This is a genomic window from Gloeocapsopsis sp. IPPAS B-1203, from assembly GCF_002749975.1.
In the GTDB taxonomy this organism is placed as follows: Bacteria; Cyanobacteriota; Cyanobacteriia; order Cyanobacteriales; family Chroococcidiopsidaceae; genus Gloeocapsopsis.
In genome coordinates, this window is the sequence record NZ_PEIG01000007.1 from 66847 (window position 1) to 87541 (window position 20695).

At 41.7% G+C, this 20695-nt stretch carries 23 protein-coding genes; 11 read left to right on the forward strand and 12 right to left on the reverse strand.

Features of this window, described 5'->3' with window-relative positions:
- Positions 1 to 20 precede the first annotated feature (20 nt).
- The 5 genes from ntrB to CSQ79_RS14030 all read left to right on the forward strand — a co-directional run bounded on the left by ntrB (position 21) and on the right by CSQ79_RS14030 (position 4775).
- On the forward strand, positions 21 to 842 hold the full coding sequence (gene ntrB / locus CSQ79_RS14010; protein ID WP_099701797.1) for a nitrate ABC transporter permease: 822 nt from the start codon (positions 21 to 23) through the stop codon (positions 840 to 842).
- A 185-nt stretch (positions 843 to 1027) separates the two neighbouring features.
- Positions 1028 to 1909 carry an ABC transporter ATP-binding protein gene (locus tag CSQ79_RS14015; protein WP_099701798.1) on the forward strand — a complete coding sequence of 294 codons (882 nt, stop codon included), beginning with the start codon at positions 1028 to 1030 and terminating at the stop codon, positions 1907 to 1909.
- Between the two features lie 20 nt (positions 1910 to 1929).
- Positions 1930 to 2376: a cyanase gene (cynS, locus tag CSQ79_RS14020; protein ID WP_099701799.1), complete on the forward strand. Its 447-nt coding sequence runs from the start codon at positions 1930 to 1932 to the stop codon at positions 2374 to 2376.
- A 65-nt stretch (positions 2377 to 2441) separates the two neighbouring features.
- Positions 2442 to 3029: a TetR/AcrR family transcriptional regulator gene (locus CSQ79_RS14025; RefSeq protein WP_099701800.1), complete on the forward strand. Its 588-nt coding sequence runs from the start codon at positions 2442 to 2444 to the stop codon at positions 3027 to 3029.
- Between the two features lie 963 nt (positions 3030 to 3992).
- The gene (locus CSQ79_RS14030; RefSeq protein ID WP_099701801.1) at positions 3993 to 4775 is read left to right on the forward strand and encodes a DUF8692 domain-containing protein; all 783 of its coding nucleotides are present in this window, start codon (positions 3993 to 3995) and stop codon (positions 4773 to 4775) included.
- Here CSQ79_RS14030 and proB read toward each other — a convergent pair.
- The 6 genes from proB to CSQ79_RS14060 form a co-directional block, all read right to left on the reverse strand.
- Positions 4772 to 5875, reverse strand: coding sequence for a glutamate 5-kinase (gene proB, locus CSQ79_RS14035; protein WP_099701802.1), 1104 nt, complete (start codon positions 5873 to 5875; stop codon positions 4772 to 4774). The two genes, CSQ79_RS14030 and proB, sit on opposite strands and share 4 nt — an antisense overlap.
- Before the next feature lie 218 nt (positions 5876 to 6093).
- A complete protein-coding gene (locus CSQ79_RS14040) occupies positions 6094 to 6630 on the reverse strand; it encodes a YqeG family HAD IIIA-type phosphatase (RefSeq protein WP_099701803.1) in 537 nt (178 codons plus the stop codon).
- 107 nt (positions 6631 to 6737) lie between these two features.
- Positions 6738 to 7820, reverse strand: coding sequence for an endolytic transglycosylase MltG (gene mltG, locus CSQ79_RS14045; RefSeq protein ID WP_502693931.1), 1083 nt, complete (start codon positions 7818 to 7820; stop codon positions 6738 to 6740).
- Positions 7821 to 7890: 70 nt separating this feature from the next.
- Positions 7891 to 8463 carry a DUF3727 domain-containing protein gene (locus CSQ79_RS14050; protein ID WP_099701804.1) on the reverse strand — a complete coding sequence of 191 codons (573 nt, stop codon included), beginning with the start codon at positions 8461 to 8463 and terminating at the stop codon, positions 7891 to 7893.
- A gap of 188 nt (positions 8464 to 8651) precedes the next feature.
- Positions 8652 to 9197, reverse strand: a complete 546-nt coding sequence (gene ruvX, locus CSQ79_RS14055; RefSeq protein ID WP_289501130.1) for a Holliday junction resolvase RuvX — start codon at positions 9195 to 9197, stop codon at positions 8652 to 8654.
- On the reverse strand, positions 9190 to 10488 hold the full coding sequence (locus CSQ79_RS14060; protein ID WP_099701805.1) for a GNAT family N-acetyltransferase: 1299 nt from the start codon (positions 10486 to 10488) through the stop codon (positions 9190 to 9192). The genes ruvX and CSQ79_RS14060 overlap by 8 nt, the downstream gene beginning before the upstream one ends.
- On the opposite strand from CSQ79_RS14060, the gene CSQ79_RS27805 reads away from it, so the two are divergent.
- Positions 10469 to 10660: a hypothetical protein gene (locus tag CSQ79_RS27805; protein WP_289501162.1), complete on the forward strand. Its 192-nt coding sequence runs from the start codon at positions 10469 to 10471 to the stop codon at positions 10658 to 10660. The two genes, CSQ79_RS14060 and CSQ79_RS27805, sit on opposite strands and share 20 nt — an antisense overlap.
- A gap of 122 nt (positions 10661 to 10782) precedes the next feature.
- On the opposite strand, the gene CSQ79_RS14065 is transcribed toward CSQ79_RS27805, so the two are convergent.
- Positions 10783 to 10983, reverse strand: a complete 201-nt coding sequence (locus CSQ79_RS14065; protein ID WP_099701983.1) for a hypothetical protein — start codon at positions 10981 to 10983, stop codon at positions 10783 to 10785.
- A gap of 343 nt (positions 10984 to 11326) precedes the next feature.
- Between CSQ79_RS14065 and CSQ79_RS14070 the strand changes: the two genes are divergently transcribed.
- Positions 11327 to 12055, forward strand: coding sequence for a metallophosphoesterase family protein (locus CSQ79_RS14070; protein ID WP_099701806.1), 729 nt, complete (start codon positions 11327 to 11329; stop codon positions 12053 to 12055).
- A 53-nt stretch (positions 12056 to 12108) separates the two neighbouring features.
- Here the strand turns inward: CSQ79_RS14070 and mutS are convergent, their stop codons facing one another.
- Entirely contained in the window at positions 12109 to 14691 is a 2583-nt protein-coding gene (mutS, locus tag CSQ79_RS14075) for a DNA mismatch repair protein MutS (protein ID WP_099701807.1), read from the reverse strand.
- Between the two features lie 565 nt (positions 14692 to 15256).
- Here mutS and CSQ79_RS14080 point away from each other — a divergent pair.
- Positions 15257 to 16132, forward strand: a complete 876-nt coding sequence (locus tag CSQ79_RS14080) for a DMT family transporter (protein ID WP_099701808.1) — start codon at positions 15257 to 15259, stop codon at positions 16130 to 16132.
- Here CSQ79_RS14080 and CSQ79_RS14085 read toward each other — a convergent pair.
- Both CSQ79_RS14085 and CSQ79_RS14090 read right to left on the reverse strand, forming a co-directional pair.
- Positions 16110 to 16544 carry an NUDIX hydrolase gene (locus CSQ79_RS14085; RefSeq protein WP_099701809.1) on the reverse strand — a complete coding sequence of 145 codons (435 nt, stop codon included), beginning with the start codon at positions 16542 to 16544 and terminating at the stop codon, positions 16110 to 16112. The two genes, CSQ79_RS14080 and CSQ79_RS14085, sit on opposite strands and share 23 nt — an antisense overlap.
- 8 nt (positions 16545 to 16552) lie before the next feature.
- Positions 16553 to 16981 carry a hypothetical protein gene (locus tag CSQ79_RS14090; RefSeq protein WP_099701810.1) on the reverse strand — a complete coding sequence of 143 codons (429 nt, stop codon included), beginning with the start codon at positions 16979 to 16981 and terminating at the stop codon, positions 16553 to 16555.
- A gap of 160 nt (positions 16982 to 17141) precedes the next feature.
- Here CSQ79_RS14090 and folD point away from each other — a divergent pair, with 160 nt between their 5' ends.
- From folD to CSQ79_RS14105, 3 genes are all read left to right on the forward strand, one after another.
- Complete coding sequence (gene folD, locus CSQ79_RS14095) at positions 17142 to 18017, forward strand: bifunctional methylenetetrahydrofolate dehydrogenase/methenyltetrahydrofolate cyclohydrolase FolD (RefSeq protein ID WP_099701811.1); 876 nt, start codon at positions 17142 to 17144, stop codon at positions 18015 to 18017.
- 178 nt (positions 18018 to 18195) lie between these two features.
- A complete protein-coding gene (gene crtE, locus CSQ79_RS14100; protein WP_099701812.1) occupies positions 18196 to 19122 on the forward strand; it encodes a geranylgeranyl diphosphate synthase CrtE in 927 nt (308 codons plus the stop codon).
- A gap of 44 nt (positions 19123 to 19166) precedes the next feature.
- A complete protein-coding gene (locus tag CSQ79_RS14105; RefSeq protein ID WP_099701813.1) occupies positions 19167 to 19622 on the forward strand; it encodes a divergent PAP2 family protein in 456 nt (151 codons plus the stop codon).
- 63 nt (positions 19623 to 19685) lie between these two features.
- On the opposite strand, the gene CSQ79_RS14110 is transcribed toward CSQ79_RS14105, so the two are convergent.
- Both CSQ79_RS14110 and CSQ79_RS14115 read right to left on the reverse strand, forming a co-directional pair.
- Positions 19686 to 20306, reverse strand: coding sequence for a hypothetical protein (locus tag CSQ79_RS14110; RefSeq protein ID WP_289501131.1), 621 nt, complete (start codon positions 20304 to 20306; stop codon positions 19686 to 19688).
- Between the two features lie 28 nt (positions 20307 to 20334).
- Positions 20335 to 20667, reverse strand: coding sequence for an MgPME-cyclase complex family protein (locus tag CSQ79_RS14115; protein WP_099701814.1), 333 nt, complete (start codon positions 20665 to 20667; stop codon positions 20335 to 20337).
- Between the last annotated feature and the right edge of the window lie 28 nt (positions 20668 to 20695).

A 20695-nucleotide genomic window follows, 5' to 3' on the forward strand; every position in this document is an offset into this window, starting at 1 on the left:
CGATGCCATTTATTAGATTCATGGCTAATTCACTACCACAACGCCGTAAACTCGTACCTATCTGGAACAGCAACTTACAAGCATTGGCTTTGTTCTTGGTTGTGTTGATTGTGTTTCTGGGCGCTTGGGAATTAGGAGTTCAGTTAAATGTCTTTTCTCAACTAGTGCCATCTGCGAGTAGAACATTACAAGCGTTTTGGGGTTGGGTTTCTGATCCATTCTTCGACTACGGTCCCAATGATAAAGGCATTGGCTGGCACGTCCTGGCAAGTTTGAGAAGGGTTGTGACAGGATTTTTAATTGGTTCTGCGATCGCGATTCCCTTGGGTATTGTAATCGGACTATCTGACGTTATTTCTAAGGCTGTAGATCCCTATATTCAAGTTCTCAAACCAGTTTCTCCTCTTGCATGGCTGCCATTAGGACTCGGCTTGCTCAAAAACTCAGAAAACACTGCTTTATTCGTCATCGCGATTACTAGCCTTTGGCCTACTCTGATTAATACTAAATTTGGAGTGAGCAATGTCGATCCTGCAGTACTTAATGTAGCGCGTACCTTGGGCGCTTCGCGCTGGCGAACGATTTGGAAAGTCATTCTCCCTGCAGCTGCACCTAGTATTGTTGCTGGATTACGCATCAGTATTGGAATTGCTTGGTTAGTGATCGTAGCAGCAGAAATTTTGGTTGGCGGAACTGGAGTAGGCTACTTTATTTGGAACGAGTGGAACAACTTAGAAATTACTAGCATTCTTACCGCGATTATTGTTATTGGACTAGTTGGTTTACTGCTAGATCGACTATTTGGATTACTACAAACTTGGGTTTCTTTTGGACAACGATAACCATGAATGCGAGTGCGAATGACTTCGCTAATACACAAACAAAGTTCACCAATTTAGAGTTATGAGTCGTGAAGTATTGAGTTATGAGTTAAGAAAATTCAAAATTTAAAACTCAAAACTTTGCTTGGGTAGCCTCAACTTCAGTCGCAGGACTGCGATTTTTAACTAAGTCAATTTGACGTATTATGATTTCTTCACACGTTGATCCTGTTGATATTAGCTCTACTTCTGCTCAACTTGCATTGAATCATGTCTTCAAAGTTTATCCTGGACGGCAAAGTTGGCAAGACAAGTTACTACGACGGACTTCACCAGATTTTGTAGCGCTTGCAGACATCAATCTAGAAGTTGAAGCTAACACCTTTGTGTCAATTATTGGTTCATCCGGCTGTGGTAAATCGACTCTACTAAACATTATTGCTGGACTTACCCCACCAACTCGCGGTTCAATCAAACTCAATGAAGTTGAAATTTCTAAACCTGGTCCCGATCGCGGAGTCGTCTTTCAAAACTACGCATTGATGCCATGGATGACTGTTTTTGAGAATATTCGCTTTGCCATTGAGACAGTGTATCCACACATGACTATTGTTGAGCAGAAAAACATTGCCCGCGAGTACATTGATTTAGTAGGGCTACGCGGTGCTGAACGTAAGCATCCTCACGAACTATCAGGAGGTATGAAACAAAGGGTAGGTATTGCTCGTGCATTAGCTATTAACCCCAAAATCTTGCTTATGGACGAACCGTTTGGCGCCTTAGATGCACTCACTCGTGGTTTTCTGCAAGACGAAGTTGCTCGAATTTGGGAACAACAGCGACAAACCGTTATTCTCATCACTCATAGTATCGAAGAAGCATTGTTACTCTCTGACAAGATTGTCATGATGACAAGAGGTTCTGCGGCACGAATTGCTGAAGTTTTAGATATTCCTTTTCCACGACCGCGCAGGCGTGAATCCTTAGATCAATACGCAGCCTACCACGAGCTAAAAGCTGAGTTAGAAATGCACTTATCCCAGGAAACTCGTGCTGTGGAGGAAGCACGCATCAAAGTTAAACCTTAATAAAATGCAAGGAGTAAGTAATGTCAGTTGAGATTCCTGAAATTACCAAAAAACTACTAGCTGCAAAGCAAGCAAAAGGCATCAGCTTTGCCGATCTCGAAAAGGCTGTTGGACGTGACGAAGTCTGGATTGCTACAGTGCTTTACCGTCAAGCTAGCGCTTCGGAAGATGAAGCAAGTAAAATCCTACACGCCTTAAATCTCAGTCAAGATTTAGTGCCAGAACTTACAGCTTGTCCAGCAAAGGGATTAGGTCCAGTCGTACCTACTGATCCGCTGGTTTATCGCTTCTACGAAATTATGCAAGTTTATGGAATGCCTATCAAAGAGGTAGTGCATGAAAAGTTTGGTGATGGCATCATGAGTGCTATTGATTTCACGCTAGAGGTGGAAAAAGAAGAAGACCCCAAAGGCGATCGCGTCAAAGTGATTATGAATGGCAAATTTTTGCCTTATAAGAAGTGGTGACATTTGCTGTAACAGAAATAACAGAAATAAGATAGAAAGTGGTGAGATAGCAGCTACTTACATGTATGGTCAACCTCAAGCGTACTCGTGAGGACATATTGTCCTCCGTGGGAGAACTGATTCATCGCCAGGGTATTCAATCAACTGGACTGAAGGAACTTTTTGCAGTAAGTCAGGTGTCTTCTGGTAGTTTCTATAACTACTTTGAGTCAAAAGACGAACTTGCTCACGCGCTTATTGACTTTAAATGGAACGAGCTTAAAGCTGCTATCCTCATCCCTGCAATGAATGCTTCTGAAGATCCAATTGCTAACCTCTTTTGGATGATTGATCGCTTAGAAGAAAAGCATCTTACCGATCCTAATTGTGCAGGCTGTCTCTTGGGTAATTTGATCGTTGATTTAGTAGCACACGATAGCTCTTTTCAAGAACATTTAGTTCAGGTTTTTAATGAGTGGCAAAATGCGATCGCACAACTACTACAAGCAGGTCAAACTCAACTTCTGCCAAATATTAACCCTGAAGAATTAGCAGAACAACTGCTCGCGATGATTGAGGGCGTTTTACTGATGGAACGCCTTTACAAACAGCCTGCGCGATTACACCGAGGTTTTGACAATATTCGATGTTTTTTGAGAGCAGCACTTTACTAACAGAGTAATTTTGCTGATTGCTGATATTGAACTTCACAGCCAACGTTTATCAAAACTACCAACTTTTAATATTTACTGTTCAAGCTATTTTTATTTAAAACACAACTATAGCTCAATTACAACCGCAAAATTACAGATGTAAGCCCAAAAACGTTTAAATATTCAGTGATCTTCACCAGGAAAAATAAATTGGAGTTATGGCACTGTTGAATCAGCAGTAAATTATATTTGAGTTCTTTATTCTCAGTAAAGTCTGCCTGTCACCATATATATCCAAAAAATAACTATGAATTTAAAGTATACAATTACTAACTTTCCAATTTTGCAGTATTTAAACCAACCTTTGTTTGATTCTACACTCGAATTAATATTAAATCCACGACGATTTCAATATGTCTATAGAGTACAAATGTTGGAGAGTTGTTGGGTTATGGAATGCTACTCCCAAGATCACTTAAAGTAGACAAACTGCTTTTGCTTGAACTAATTAGCTACTAAAGCAGAAGTATTCATCCAATGAAATTATCATGTAACACTTAAAGGTGTATTAATCTTTAATAAAAATTAATTTAAGCTTGCTCTAAATTAAAGGTTCATTAAACTTGCCTTAACCAAACCTTAAAAGATGGCATTATAGAGGTTAGGAGTAAAAATAATACGTTGTCCCTGTTGCGTGGCTACGTAATTACCAGGATAAGGAATTGTCAATGATTAGATTGAAAAAAGGCAGCAAGCAGCGAGAGACGTTGGGGATGGATTTCCTTGGAACTAACATTATTAGTTTAGAGCAATTACAAGCAACACTAGTTGCTCAATAGCGCAGAAACGTTTAAGAGAAATTTTAGTAAGCCAAGAGTAGGTCAAACAGCAAACGCTTGAGTAATCGATGGCAAGGTTGTTTTGCCAGAGTGGGTTTATAAAAATCTCTTTATTTAAAGGCATCACCAATTTAAGTTACAATCAATGGCTACACAAACGGTGGCAAACGTACCACACCAAAAATTAGAAATTCCTATTTCTCCTCAAAAAACCTCTCGGTTACTATTTTTCATTGCAGTTGCCCTGTTATGTGCTCACTTGTTGGGGCAATTTACTGAGTACTTTTTACCCGACTACTTCTCAAGAGATTTCCTTGCAGAACTTTTTAACTTAAATCGGGAACTTAATATTCCAACCCTTTATGCAATGTGTTTATTGCTAATAAGTTCAATTTTACTAGCGGTCATTGCTTACGCTAAGCAAATGAGAGGCGATCACCTAGTTCATTACTGGACTGCATTGTCGATTCTTTTTCTTTGTCTTGCAATTGACGAAGTTATCAGTATTCATGAGCGAATGACAATGCCTTTACGTTCTGCGCTTAATGCTGGTGGTTTACTTTATTATGCTTGGATCATTCCTGGTGCTATATTTGTACTATTGTGCCTATTAGCATTTAGAAAGTTTCTTAGCTATTTGCCAACCAAAACGCGTCAACTAATGTTTCTGGCAGGCTTAATCTTCGTAAGTGGTGCGATTGGTGTAGAAGCCATTGGTGGATACTATGCACATCTTTACGGCGAACGAAATATGGCTTACGCAATGATAGCAGGTGTAGAAGAATTTTTAGAGATGCTGGGTGTCATTGTTTTTATTTACGCATTGCTATCACACGTAGATTCCGTGATGAAAGGCTTAAGCATACATTTTAAAATTGCTGTACATAAATGTATACCAAATACACAATTACTTCATCCCAAAGTCTAAATAAGTACTAGATTATCGCGATGAATGACAGTTTCTGCACCTTCATATCCTAAAATTGTGGCAATTTCTCTAGAGTGTTGCCCACGGATTTGCCGGAGTTCGCTGCTACTATAATTAACAATACCTCTGGCAATTTCATTACCATGCTGATCGCATAGCTGCACTGCTTCTTGGCTATCAAATTCTCCTTCAACGGCACTTATTCCTGCCGCTAGTAAAGACTTTCCACCTTGACAAATTGCTGTAATAGCGCCTGAATCTAGGTAAAGCTTACCAGAGGGAATTAAACCATAGGCGATCCAGCGTTTGCGGGCATTCGTTGGTTGAAGTTGTGGTTCAAATTGTGTCCCTAGCGGTTCGCCTTGCAAAATTCGTTTAATATTATGAGGAGATCTGCCATCAGTAATTGCAGTACGAACACCCGCAGCAGTTGCAATCCTTGCAGCTGAGACTTTAGTAAGCATACCACCTGTGCCCCATTGCGAACCGCGATCGCCTACTTGTAGATCAGCTAACTGTGCGATATTTTCAACCAGAATAATTGGTTTAGCGTCTGGTACAAAACGCGGATCGGCAGAATAGAGCCGATCGACATCTGTAAGTAAAAATAACCAATCTGCTTCAATTAAACTTCCAACTAATGCAGACAGCGTGTCATTATCACCAAACTTGAGTTCTTCGACAGCAACTGTGTCATTTTCGTTAACGATAGGAATGACTCCTAAACTTAGCAGTTCCTGAAAAGTGTTATAAGCATTAAGATAACGGCTTCGTTCCATCAAGTCACTACGAGTGAGTAGTACCTGTGCTATGGGTTGCTGCAAAGTTGTAAATAAATCGTCGTATATGCGGATTAACCGCCCTTGCCCAACTGCGGCGACTGCTTGTCTTGTAGCGATCGCTCGTGGACGTTCGACTAAACCTAATCGCGCACAACCTACTCCTACTGCTCCAGATGATACCAAAACAACTTTGTGACCTTGCCGTCGCAATTGAGTTAAAACTTCTGCCAACATAGCGATCGTGGAAAGCGCTAATTGACCTGTTTCAGGTTGTGTCAGACTTGAAGTGCCAATTTTGACAACCAATGTTTGTGGCATTCAGGAAGAGAGGCTCGATCGAGTATTTTAAGTATAAATTGTAAAGCGCCAGAACTTCATATTATTGAAGGCTGACGCTCTACCTAATTATATGGGTATGTATTATGGCAAGGGTCTTTATTAGGCTGACCCTTTTGAACTATCTTCTAGATTTTCAGATATTGACAGCTAACTGCAGTAATTTAATTTTTTCTTAAGATTGTTCTTTTGAAAGCAGCTTATTTCTTCACTGGCTGTTTTGTGGTTGGTAGTGACATGCCAATAAACTGTGACAGCAATACTTCAAAGTTACGTATTGGATGAGAACGAACGGCTTCACCAGGAGTCACAAATGGTTCTACTAAAATCGTAAACATTCCCAACCGATTTCCTGCCAGCACATCAGTAAATAAGCGATCGCCCACCATAGCAACATGCTCAACAGGTAAATTCATAGCAGCTAGCGCCTGCCTTAATTTGCGGCGAGAAGGTTTCACTGCACCATAGATATAAGGAAGATCCAAAGAACGAGCAATACCACCAATGCGCGTATTACTAGTGTTGTTGCTAACTAACCACATTTGGGCAACTTCTCTAGTTTGTGTAACCCAATGCTGCAAATCTGGAGATGCTTGCGTTACTTTAAAAGGCACAAGAGTGTCATCAACGTCTAACACTAGCCCTTTAATTTGATGCTGCTGCAGAACATCAGGTGTTAAACACAGAACAGAACCTTCAAGAATGAGATCTGGCTGTAATAGTTTGTTCCAATCCATATTCTGCTCAAGGTGAAGATAAAGAAGTCAAGTATACTTTCTTTAGAAAATAATCAGCTACAGTAAGCAAAGTATCTTTTTTAGCCATCTTCCCTTGATTTTGCGCATTATTGACTTCTTGATTGCTGTTGCCTGCGAATTGCTGCTTGTGCTGCTTCGTGTTCCGATAAAGTACGGCTAAAGACATGAGTGCCATCATAGCGAGCAACAAAATAAAGATAAGGAGTCTCTTCAGGATCAAGTGTTGCTTGCAAACTGGCAATTCCAGGACTAGCGATCGGAGTTGGCGGTAGCCCTGCATTGATATATGTATTGTAAGGAGAAGGCGTATTGACTTGAGCAAGGGTCAAAGGTTGATCGGCAGTTTGCCGGATACCCAAACCATACTCTACTGTGGGATCTGCTCCTAAAGACAGTCCTTCTTCTAATCTCCGGACAAAAACTCCGGCAATGCGTTGACGTTCGTCAGCGACAACAGCTTCTTTTTCAACAATACTTGCTAGAGTAACCCATTCGCGGATATCAAACTGTGTTTGATTGCGGTGTTGCTCATACACTGGCAGTGCTAATTGCTCAAATCGTTGCAGCATCTGATCAACTACTGCTTGCGGTGTAACTTGATCGCCATTCAGTTTATAGGTATCTGGGTATAAAAAGCCTTCGAGATGAGGTAAGTCTGCAGGAAGCCAAGAGTATTTACTGCGGTCAACAGTACTAGCTACCGCAATGAAATCTGCCGCAGGAAAGAAGCCTTGCGTTTCAAAGTAAGTTGCCATCTGCTGGATCGACCAACCTTCCGGAATTGTAAAGCTTAGCTCGACAACTCTACCTTGCCAAATTTTCTCTGCGATCGCTGTTAATGGCTGCGTTGATGACAGTGCATATGTGCCTGCTTTAAACCCACCATCAGGATTTTGCCATCTTAGCCACCGTGCCCATAAATCCCATGCTCTTGCTGAACGAATTAACCCTGCTGCTTCAAGATCGCGTCCAATTTGCTGGGTTGGCGTACCTTGAGGAATGCGAAACTGTACTACCCTAGCTTCAGCTATTTCGGGTACAGCAGATGCTTCTATCAGTTGCGGTGGTGAACTTACAGAGCTCCACCAATTTCTGCCAGCCAATAGGCTTAATCCTAATGCTACTGGCAGACCTAAAATAAGCGACCCCTTGAATATTCTTTGCACCATCTTTGCTAATTGAGCTGGTAGCTACGAACAGCTTAAAACGTTTGCTATGTGCCTACGTGTCAATTATGAACTATTCCATTTCGTCAAATAGCTGTTCTTCTAACTGTGGTTGTACTTTACGAAATTCTTCTGGAGAAAGCAACTCTGGCTTACCAGAACCATTTGCTTTCGCGAAGAACAGCAACGGATCTAGAGGAGTATAAATCGCGTACTCTTGTTCTTCATGATAAAAGCTTGCTAATAGCTGCAATTGTTCAGGTTCTAACTCTGTTCCGTCTTCTTCGATTTCCAGTGTAAATAGCTCAGTTTCTTCAACAGGCGGTAACTCGCCAGCAACTGTCAAGGCAAAAGCACTATGCTTCAGAACTAAATTCTGCTCAGCAAGGACAGCTTCTGCTGTGCTAAAGATGCTCTCAATAGTTTCTTCATCTTCAACAGGAACAGCTTCTTCTTCATCGCCATCACCCTGCCAAGCAAAGATTTCTACTGCGGAATCTACAGGGATCAGTAATAGATATTCTTGACTATCTACATAAAGCGATCGCTCTACATAACAATTCAATTCACGCCCTGTATCATCCGTCAGCGTGACGGAGCTAGCAGGGGATTGCTCATTATCTTCAGAAAATTCGGATGGAAACATAGTCGATAGTAAGAACCGTCAACTTATCTAACAAGAAAATCGTCGGTAAATTAGTTTACCTATACTAGACAAAACCTGCTAATGCAACTTTTTTCTAGGCACTGTTGGTTAGCTTTCAGAATATCACGCTAGTGCACTTAACCTACTACTAGATTTACAGGCTTTTTTCCAAACAGAATCAAACAAAATTAAAAAGGTAATTTCTTTTCAGACTTTCTCTGTGCTGCTAAAGAAGTACGACGTTCGTCTAACCATTGCTGCAGTATCAAAGCAGCGGCTTTGCGATCAATAAGTCCTTTGTTCCGAGATGGCGAAATATTTTGTGAGTGCAGTAGCTGCTCAGCTTGAAATGAAGTGAGTCGTTCGTCTACATATTCTAGCGACAACTGTAAAGCTTGAGCGTACCTCGTCGCTAATTTTTGAATTTCTTGAGCTTGCTTACCTAAAGAGCCATCCATAGAATATGGCAAACCAACAACCAATAATTGAACGTGACGCTCTTTGGCAAGGTGCTTGAGTTGTGCTAGATCCAACTCAAAAGATTTGCGCTCAATTGTTGTTAATCCTGAGGCAATCAAACCTGTGCCATCACATCCAGCCACACCGATTCGCTTACGACCAATATCTAAGCCTAAAGCTGAAATAAAAGATTGCTTTTTTGGTTGCGAACTCACAACAACACTGTTGGCGTTTTCATGAGTGTCAGTGGTTTGCTGCTGGGTAGCTTTAGACATTCGTGTTTTTTGTTTCTCCTTCGTCGTCAAGGTGATGTTGTGGCAAGGAATATTCTTCGGTGCTACTACTCAGATGTAATGATTCTGGTGAAGAACTTACTTGATTCGCAAATTGGTATTGCGAGTTCATTTTTATCTTTGAGCGGGCAGACGAAGTTTGTGGCATCCAAGACATACCACCTGGGACAGGTTTGCGTGCTGGTTGCAGACCCTGAAGCACTTCAGGCCATTGTAAGCCTTCTAAAGATGCAAACTTAGACTCGCGGATTTTGTGCCAAACTGAGCGCGACATCATAAGTGTATGTTCTACACGCTCAGCACCTATTTGCTCTAAGTATTCCTCTCGTTCTGGTTGATAATCAGCAGAAGCTAGTTGCAAAGATTGTGGTGGTAAATCTTGAACGATTCGTGCAAGTTGAGATAGTAGCTCAGGATAAAGCCAAGTATAGGCAGGGTGTACTGTTAATGTTGCAACGTGTGGTTTTTGGCTTTTACGGCATATTCTCAGCTGGAAGTAACCAATTGCTGCTTTCCGCTGCGGTTCAAATACATAGCCGCTGACAACTTCAGTTTTACTCCGCCATTGTCGTAGTCCTTCAATCAGTGCACCAAGAAGACTAGTCTTAAAATCATGAATATCGCGGTCAAAGACTTGGCGAACCAGAGGCGGCATTGAGGCAGTATCCAACTGGTAGAGCAACTGAGCATCAGCATTGCTGACAGGCAGCAAGTTTGGCAAATCTGGTTCTCTAGCAGCCAATTCTTGTAATAAGCTCGGCTTAATTTTCCAATAAGTCAATTGTGCCAAGGTTTGGAAACCATTTTGGCGATAGAGAGCCAAGGCATCTTTATTATTAATATTGACTTCTAATAACCATGTGCGAGCTTCACCAATCGCTTCAAAACAGTGACGCAAAAGTTGGGAACCAATTCCTTGGGTGTGAGCTTTGGTGTCTACCGCGACCTGCTGAACTTTCCAAGTACTGCGGGTACGATTAAAAGGGGTGACTTGAATCATCCCTTGAACCTGCCGATATTGCTCAGCTACGTAAATGCAGAAACGGTACTGTAGCGGATTGGGAAAGATGCTCAAACACTTGATTAACCCAAACCAGCGGCGCAGTAAGCTTAGATGCGATCGCCCTGACGTTTCGGCAGGACTTGATTGATCCACCTCGAATGACTCGGCACTAAGCCGTTCAATGCCCTCAAGGTCTCGGTATTGAACTGGTCTAATGACTAGGCTTTGGTTTTGGGGAGGCATGGAAGTCATGTTAGATCGGGCCGCCATTCAGCCTGAAATGAAAAGGTTTCGCTGCCATTATCTTAACGGCAAAAGCTCAGCGATCGCTGTTCAGCTTAAGTACGGATTTCTTAACCGTACAAATAGAAGACAGCAAAATGCTTGCTATGTCTGCTTTCTAGGGCATTTATTGCTAGTGATCTGCCACAAAAATTTATGAGGTTAGCCTAAATAAAAAACCTTGATGCGCGTTCTGCGTGCTTCAAGGTGTCTGAATTACTTTTATTCGATTAACCTTTATAAAATGGTTGCTTTTCGTGTTAAACAGCAGCGCAGTACTATCTAGAATATTCTCTGGCGAGAAATCAACTTTTCAACAGTTGCTTGAGTTTGATGGAGTAACTGTTCGCGGCTATCAATTACCTTTGGCTTGAGGGTAGGAACTAAATTCCGAGCTTGTAAAGTCATATGAAGTTGAAGATGAGCTACATACTCACTGAAATCTTCATGCACCGAATTTTGTTTTAGCTCCTTTGATTGCATTGCCACGGGGTTCTCCTTTCCTAAATTCTGTGCGGGTTCATCCACATCCGCAATTATCACGCGCTGTCTCACATTATCTTTCACTTTGCAATGAAGTGTAATGCTTTATGCCGTAGTTTATTAAGAATAGTTACGAAAGAAGGGGTGAGGGGTGAGGGGAAGAAAAACATTGAGGAGAAAGGCTCAATTTTCAATTTGTTGCCTTTTCAAATGCAAAGCAACTGCTTGATTTCTTTCCTATCGATAGTTGTGTTTCAGTGTCGATCCGTCTTTTGGGTAAGGAACATAGGTTCTAGATGTGCGATCCTTATTATCATAAAGAGTTGCATTTTCAACTTAATTAATGATTTTATTCGGTGGAGATCCGCATGGTGATTTCAGACCCGTGCTTCGGGCAGTAAAAACATATTCTCCGCAAGCAGTTGTTTTGCTAGGCGATTTCGACTTAGCGCGATCGCTAGAGGAAGAACTAGCTGCCATTTTGGATAAAACCGAAGTTTGGTTCATTCACGGCAACCACGACGCAGATCAAGATTGTTGGTATGACCATTTGTTTTCATCGCAGCTAGCGCATCGTAATTTACATGGTCGTGTTGTTAAAATTGCTGGTCAGCGAGTTGCTGGATTAGGCGGTGTATTTCGTGCCAAAATTTGGCGTCCTCCTGCTGCACCGAGATTTCCTAGCCATCATGACTTACTATCAATTTGTGGTAAAGGCGAACGCTGGCGGGGTGGTATTCCTCGCAAACATCATGCCAGCATTTTTTGGCAACACTACACAGCACTATGGAATCAACAAGCAGATATTTTAGTGACTCATGAAGCACCTTCATGCCATCGCTACGGCTTTAAAGAACTTGACGAACTTGCTGAAGCACTAGGAGTAAAAGCTGTGTTTCACGGTCATCACCACGAACAATATACTAAAACAATTAGTGGCGGTAAGATTCTGGTTCATGGAGTCGCGAAAGCTGGCATCAGCGATCAAGCAGGAAACGTTTTAATACCAGGCAAGTCAGATACCTATGGCAGAGATCAGAGGTCAGGGTTAAATAACCAGACTAGTGACTAGTTACTAGTGGTTAGTTACCATTTATTGTCATTACTAATTAACTGGATTTGATACTAGTTTGCCTTTAAAGCTTGTTTGACATCTACACCCTCATGCAGTCCAACAGCAATTTTACTATGCTTTTCAATTTGTCCCATGACCTGTTTGGCGCGTTGAATCACCACTTGTGGCAATCCTGCCAAACGCCCTGCCTCAATGCCATAAGATTTATCTGCGCCTCCTGGCTGTACTTGATGTAAAAAGATGATTTGATCGGGTAATTCTTTGACAGTGACTTGATAATTAGCCACGTTCGGCAAAATTGAAGCAAGTTCATTCAACTCATGGTAGTGTGTTGCAAAGATTGTCCGCGCTTGAATCTCTGTTGCCAAGTATTCAGCTACTGCCCACGCAATTGAAAGACCATCAAATGTTGCAGTTCCTCTGCCAATTTCATCTAGCAACACGAGCGATCGCGAAGTAGCATGATTGAGAATATTGGCTGTTTCATTCATTTCAACCATAAAAGTCGATTGACCTGTTGCTAAGTCATCTACTGCACCAACTCGCGTAAAAATGCGATCGCAAATCCCCAATTGGGCAGAATTGGCTGGCACAAAACTACCCACCTGTGCCATTAACTGTATCAATCCTACTTGGCGCAAATAACAACTTTTGCCGCTTGCATTAGGACCTGTGAGAATAATTAAGTCAGGGAATTGGTGATTGGTAATTGGTAATTGGCTTGATTCTTCTCTATTACCCAAATGCGCAGAATTGGGAACAAAAAAGCCTGCGGGTAAAGACTGTTCAACCACAGGATGACGTCCATCTCCAATGATGATTTCTCGCCCTTCGACTATTTCTGGTCGGCAGTAACCTTGATAAACTGCTACTTCGGCTAAACCACACAACACATCAGCAGCGGCTACAGCGCGTGAAATATTACGAATCAATTCAGCGTGTTCGGCGACTTCACTACGCAACTGCGTAAATACTTCATATTCTAGGCGGTTCAAATCATCTCTAGCACTGAGGATGCGACTTTCGCGTTCTTTCAACTCAGGAGTGATATAGCGTTCTTCGTTCGTTAGTGTTTGCTTGCGAATGTAATGCTTAGGAACCTGATCAGCTTTGCTACGAGAAATACTAATGTAATATCCAAAAGTTTTGTTGTAGCCAACCTTAAGTGTTGGAATTTCTATCTTAGTGCGTTCTTCGATCTCCAAATTCGCAATCCACTGCTGATCGGCTTCTACAGTGGTGCGTCTCTCATCAAGTTGTGGATTGACACCAGGACGAATCAATCCGCCTTCAGAAAGTAAAATTGGTGGTGATTCAACAAGATGGTTGCGGAGTTTGTCACCTAGTTCTGACATCACAGGCGGAACTTTTTGTAAAGCGCGTAAATATGGCGATTTTGCATTTTCTACCAGATGAGCAATTTCAGGCAGTCTCGCCAACGAATCTGCTAAAGCAACAAGATCTCTAGCATTGGCACTACCAGAACCCGCACGACCTGTTAATCTTTCTAAATCGTAGATTTGCCGCAAACAAGCACGTAGATCGTGACGTAGTGAACTATCTTCAATTAATTCCTGAATTGTATCTTGTCGGGCACGAATCCCCTTAATATCTATAAGTGGCTGCAAAAACCAGCGACGTAAGGTTCGTCCACCCATCGCTGTGCTAGTGCGGTCTAATGCCCATAGTAGTGAACCATGAAACGTACCATCGCGGACTGTTTGCGTGATTTCTAAATTTCGCCGACTTTGGTGATCTAATATTAAATAATCGGTAATAGTGTATGTGCGTAAGGTTTGGAGCGCAATTGGATTTTCTTTTTGTGTTTCTTCTAAATACTGTAATAACCCACCAGCAGCTCTCACTGCTAAAGGAAGATGTTCGCAACCTAAGCCTTCAAGCGATCGCAATCGAAATTTTTGGACTAAACGCTGTCGCGCTTCTGCTGGAGTAAATGGAGTGTGCGATCGCAGCGCATAGCAAAATGAAGTTGGCAAACAAGATGGCAAATGTTCAGAAGTTTCTCCAGGACGTAGTAAACTACCTAAATCTGGAGCATTAGTCGGCACTAGCACCTCTGAAGGTTGTAGCCGCATTAATTCTTGCGTTAGCTGCTCTAAGTTACTTTCTTGTGTTGTTAAGAATTCCCCTGTAGAAATATCTGCATAGGCTAATCCCCAATGATTGCCTGCAATGACGACTGCTGCTAAAAAGTTGTTGCGCCGTGCTTGCAGCATTCCGTCATCTAAAAGTGTTCCTGGAGTAAGTACCCGCGTGACTTCTCGGCGTACTTGACGATGTTGGGCTGCGGCAACTTCTGCATCTTCAACTTGGTCGCAAATTGCGATCGCATAGCCCTTCTCAACTAACATTGCACAATACCGCTCTAGTGCATGATGCGGCACTCCTGTCATTGGCACTCGCCCGATTTCCTTTCCTCCTTCTTTACTCGTGAGGACAAGTTCTAATTCCTGCGAAACCGTCAGCGCATCAAGAAAAAAGGTCTCAAAAAAATCTCCACATCGATACAGTAGTATTGTATTTGGATACTGTTCTTTCACTTTTACAAAGTGCTGGTACATTGGTGAAAGTTTGGTAATATCCAATTTCCGATAGTCAGCGTTACGCAGCATCGGCTTACTATTAAATTCCACGGAAGTAGATGCAGAGGAGGAGGTATTCATCGCAATCAGTTGTGTGCCCTGTTCGTTTAATTTAATATAGGTAGTTAATCAGTTCACTGATAGCTATCCTAGTGTAGGACAGTATCTGCACATTTAGTTTTTAGTTAAAAAAAATTATTAACACTTGAATAGATTATACTATCTTAATTTAATTTTAATTTAAGTATTAAAACAGCCTTTAGTTTTTAAAAACTTTATCAATTCAAGTACAAACAAGTAAAATACTCATCTCACTTTCGATAATTAAGCAAGTATACATAACTATTGATTGCACTTTTTATACTAATTCGTGGTTAATAGCTAGCTAATCGACTATTAGCAATTTTCTCTTTAACAGCTTTTAATGTTTATTTTTACTTACTTCTGGCTAATTCTAATTATTCAATTTAGCATTTGATTCTAATATAAAGTTAAAAATTACAAGAACTTTATTTTTTAGGTAAGAATACTACTGTCCTTGATATTTAAACATATGAGACAATAGAAAGCAAATGCTAATATTTGGGTTTTAATATTGATAATTTATATCAAACTAGTACTAACTGCGGTAGTTTGGGGCGGTACATTTGTTGCAGGAAGGCTAGTAGTACAAAGTTTAGAACCTTTCTCAGCGGCATTTTGTCGTTTTGCTGTTTCCTCAATTTGTTTGCTACTACTCACATTTAAAATAGAGGGGCACCTACCTCAACTTCACAAGAAGCAACTTTTGCAAGTTTTTCTACTGGGAATGACAGGGGTTTTTGCATATAATGCATTCTTTTTTCTTGGCTTACAAACTATTGCGGCTAGTCGCGCTGCATTAATTGTTGCCTTAAATCCTACCTTTATTGCGCTTGGTTCTGTCTTATTTTTTAAAGAGAAACTTACTACTTTAAAAACGATAGGAATTATTACTTCTCTGTTAGGAGCAGCTCTAGCAATTAGTAGAGGGAATCTACTAGATACTTTAGATAATAATTTAAGTTTGGGAGACTTTTTTCTTTTTGGATGCGTATTTAGCTGGGTCGCTTATACACTAATTGGTAAAATTGCGATGCAGCAGCTTTCTCCTTTGGTGGCAACAACTTATGCTTGTCTTATTGGTACAGTTGCCTTATTTATTCCAGCTGCAATGGAAGGTTTTCTTCAAGAATTGATTCAGATTGATTTGGCGACTTGGTTAGTTATTTTATATTTAGGATTTTTAAGTTCTGCGCTTGGCTTTATTTGGTATTCTGAAGGCGTAAAAGCGATTGGACCTGCTAAAGCTGCAATTTTTATCAATTTGGTACCCGTATCAGCAATTTTGCTAGCAGCAGTTTTATTACAAGAAGAAATCACTCTTAGCTTGTTAATAGGGGGTGCTTTAGTAGTGGTAGGAGTATTACTTACGAATAAGGCTCAAGCTTGATAAAGTCTAGCAAGATTTTTTGATGAGGAGCACCTAAAGGCTTATAGCCGCCAGCTTTGGCAGAATAACATTCACCTTGTAAAACTTGTTGAGGTGTTAGCAAAGCCATATCCCATCCCTCATTGAGAACAAGGTGATCGAGTTCTACGGTTAATGGTGCGTGATAAACATGACGTACAACTTTTTCATCGTAATAGCAGCTAAAGTTTAGGATCGCTGGTGGAGTATAGTTGATTTCCTCTTGTAGTTCTCGTATTACTGCAACTTCGGGGACTTCTCCAGATTCAATGTGTCCGCCAAATAAACCCCAATGACCTGGATAAAGAATTCCAGGAATATTATCGCGTAATTGCATAAGGAATTGGTTCTGGCGATAGAGAACAGCGATCGCAACATGAATCTGGTCATTCATACGTTAGTTTATTGGGAAGGAGTGCGTTCAATTTGGCGGTGTTCTTCGACATAAGCCTCACCGAAATCTTGTTCTGCAACAGGAATACTGTGATAGCGTAGCTTTCCTTCAATTAAAACTTGATCTGCAAGTTGAATGTTTCGTTGATTGGTTAACACCCAAATTGTGCCACTAGAGTCTTGAACTTGGTAAGCCAACCAATCGACTAAAGGCACCAGCGCCGCAACTTTACCCTGAACATAGATTGTTTTGTCTTGATCGCGCGTTGGTTCAATATCACCAATTTGAGAAACATCAACTCCAAAACCTACATTAATGCTGTTGAGTGCAGAAGGTACACCACTACAGCCAAGTAGACCAGTCAGCAAGAGAGAAGATAGAATGTACAGAGGTTTCAGTTGTGGCGCGATCGCCTGACGGAGAAATTGCGTAGTCATTGGCACCATCACAACTAATGAAGTGAGTAGATTTCAATCGTATGCGGAGAAATTACGATCGCCCAGTATTGTTAGAAAAAATTAGTCTCAATTAGACATAATACTTTTGATACGAGTACAAGGTTACTTAATGTACCCTTGCTAGAGGAAGGTGCCAAAAATGGTTATGAAGCAAGCACAATTGTTGAATGGTAAAGCTTTGGCGCAACGTCTTCAAAGCGAACTCAAAGAACAAATTCAAACTCAAAAATCTCAATTTAATCGTCCACCTGGCTTAGCAGTATTGATGGTAGGAGATAATCCTGCGAGTGCTGCATATGTTCGTAATAAAGAACGCGCTTGCGCTAATGTAGGAATTGCTTCGTTTGGGCAGCATTTTGAAATTGAAGTGACGCAGGCAGAATTAGAACAGACAATTCACCGTCTTAATCAAGATGAACGAGTTGACGGCATTTTAGTGCAGTTACCTTTGCCAGAACACTTAGATGCAGTTGGGCTGCTACTCCAAATCAATCCTGACAAAGATGCAGATGGATTGCATCCCACTAACTTAGGAAAACTTGTGCGCGGAGAACAAGGTTTGCGTAGCTGTACTCCAGCAGGAGTCATGCGGTTGTTGCAAGAATATCAAATTCCGCTAAAAGGTAAGCAAGCTGTTGTGGTTGGGCGTAGTATTTTAGTTGGTAAGCCTTTAGCTTTAATGTTACTTGCAGAAGATGCTACAGTGACAGTTGCGCATTCGCGATCGCAAAATTTAGGTACAATAACGCGGTCTGCGGATATTTTAATCGGTGCTGTTGGTCGTCCTGGACTAATTACAGCGGATATGGTAAAACCTGGGGCGGTTGTTGTTGATGTAGGAATTAATCGTGTTACTGATGGAAGTGGTAGTAGCCGCTTGGTAGGTGATGTAAACTTCGATGCCGTGCAAAATGTGGCAGAGTATATTACTCCTGTTCCTGGTGGAATTGGTCCAATGACTGTAGCGATGTTATTACAAAATACGGTCACAAGTTATCGACAACGCCATCAGTGAGCAACTTCAGTGATTAGTGACTAGTCACTAGCAACTAACCACTAACTACTAGCAGTATTGCCGATAGCTTGGTTATTTAAACAGAGATGATATGACAAATGCTGAATTTGTCATTCATAAACTTCCCAAAGCCCCGTAAAATTGTTACGGATACCACAGCAGCTGAAGGAACTCAGGAATGGTAGTAACGGATAACCTACAAACGCCTCAAGAAAAAGTACCATTTGACCTACCAGCTTATTTACAACAGCGGCAATCTCAAGTTGAAGCGGCGCTTGATCGTGCTTTGCCAGTCACTTATCCAGAGAAGATTTATGAGGCAATGCGCTACTCATTATTAGCTGGCGGTAAACGGCTACGTCCAATTCTGTGTCTTGCTACCTGCGAACTTACTGGAGGTACAGCAGAAATGGCAACACCAACAGCTTGTGCTGTGGAGATGATTCACACGATGTCATTAATCCACGACGATCTGCCAGCAATGGATAATGATGATTATCGACGCGGGAGGTTGACAAATCACAAAGTTTATGGAGAAGACATCGCAATTCTGGCAGGAGATGGTTTGTTAGCCTACGCATTTGAGTACGTTGCGGCTAGTACAGAAAATGTGCCAGCACAGCGAGTTTTACAAGTGATTAGTCGCCTAGGACGTGCTGTTGGTGCTGCAGGTCTAGTTGGCGGTCAGGTTGTCGATCTAGAATCAGAAGGCAAAGCAGATGTCTCAATTGACACGCTAAACTTTATTCATAATCACAAAACGGCAGCTTTGTTAGAAGCTTGTGTTGTTTGTGGAGCGATTTTAGCGGGTGCGCCAGAAGCAGATTTGCAACGGTTAACGCGCTATGCACAAAATATTGGGTTAGCATTTCAGATTGTTGATGATATTTTGGATATTACTGCGACTCAAGAAGAACTCGGTAAAACTGCTGGTAAAGATTTACAAGCACAAAAAGCAACTTATCCGAGTATTTGGGGCTTGGAGGAATCTCAGCGTCAAGCACAACAACTGATTCAAGCGGCAATTGCGGAACTTGATTCTTTTGGAGAAAAAGCACTTCCACTACAAGCGATCGCCAAATTTATCACTAGCCGCACGCACTAAAGCTATCAGCTATCAGCCTATCTTTTAACCGACATCAAAACACCATGCAGGACTTTGGCGACATTCTAGACAACAGTGTAATGCTGGTTGCTGTAATAGCTTGTCTCATCGCTCAAGCATCAAAGCTCGTCATAGAATTAATCAAAAATCACAAGTTTGATATGCGCGTTCTTGTCACAACTGGCGGAATGCCTAGCGCACATTCAGCACTCGTTACAGCCTTAGCTACAGGTATTGGTCAAACTTCTGGGTGGGCAAGTAGTGAGTTTGCGATCGCTACCATTTTTGCCATTATCGTGATGTACGATGCTGCTGGAGTTCGTCAAGCGGCAGGTAAACAAGCACGCATTTTAAATCAAATGATTGACGAACTATTCCACGAAAACAAAGAATTTAATGAAGATCGACTCAAAGAATTACTTGGACATACACCGTTTCAAGTGATTGTTGGCTCAGTTCTCGGCGTAACAATTTCTTGGTTAGCAAGTCCGGCATATTAGGAGGGGCGAGGAGTGAGGAGCGAGGGAATGATTAATAGTACTCTCTAAGTTGAAAGTAAAATTTTACGGTGAAGCTTTGGGGCGGACGAGGGTAACTTGGCGACTATTGACTAACAAAGCATAGAAGCCCTGATCGCTGAGTCTTTTTAGAGTTTCGGTTGCTTTATTTTGATCGCTTGTATGTAGTGCGAGTAAGTAAGGGCGCTGGACATATAAAGTTAAACCGACGTCAGTCCCTAAAAATTGCTGTACCTGTGCTGCAGTTTCAGGACGGTTGAAATATTCAACTAATACCGCATATCCTGCACCTAAAGGTTGGGGATCTGCTACTGTTGATGCTTGTGGGTTTGTAGCAGGACGGACAACAAAGGCTGCTACCCCTAAGGAGCGAATCGATTGTACTTGCGAGTTGGCATTGTCTAATTGTGTAAAAGTGCCAGTGCGCGTTACTGTCTCGTTGAGATAGCGGCAAACGATAGTATTAGTATTAGGTGGCAGAGCACGACGTAGTTTTTCTTGTGCTTCTGGCGTTGGCGATCGCACTAATACAAGATATTCGCCCGTTCTTGGTGGCTGGCAATCAGGAGGAGTTGATTGAGCCACTGCCACATTCATACTCATAACCCAACGGACAGCAGAGAGTACAATTAAGCCGAGTAGTGGCATTGCTCCACGTTGGTACATAGCCTCCTCACTGATATTGCTTTTCATTTTATGACGACATTGACGCCAGCGAAGCTAAGGGATTAGGAATTGTCTGTGACGGTGCTTGAAATTCTCCTGTGATGACGTACTCTAATCGTAATTTCAGCCAAGTAATAAATTGAGAACTCGTAGAAATCACCGCTGCAGCAGGTTGAGGGCATTTAGCTTTGATTTGTGCCATTTCAGGTGCTTCTAAAAAGGCTGGCTGCATGACTAACCAGAAATCGATTTCTTTTTCTTGTTCGTGATAATTGCGCGTGCGTTCTCTGAGAACCTCATCCAATGGTTCTTCTTCTACGAGAAAGCGCTGACTTGCCAGAACGTAGTAGTAAGTTTGCATATTGGAGACTAGAAAATAGGACGCAGGG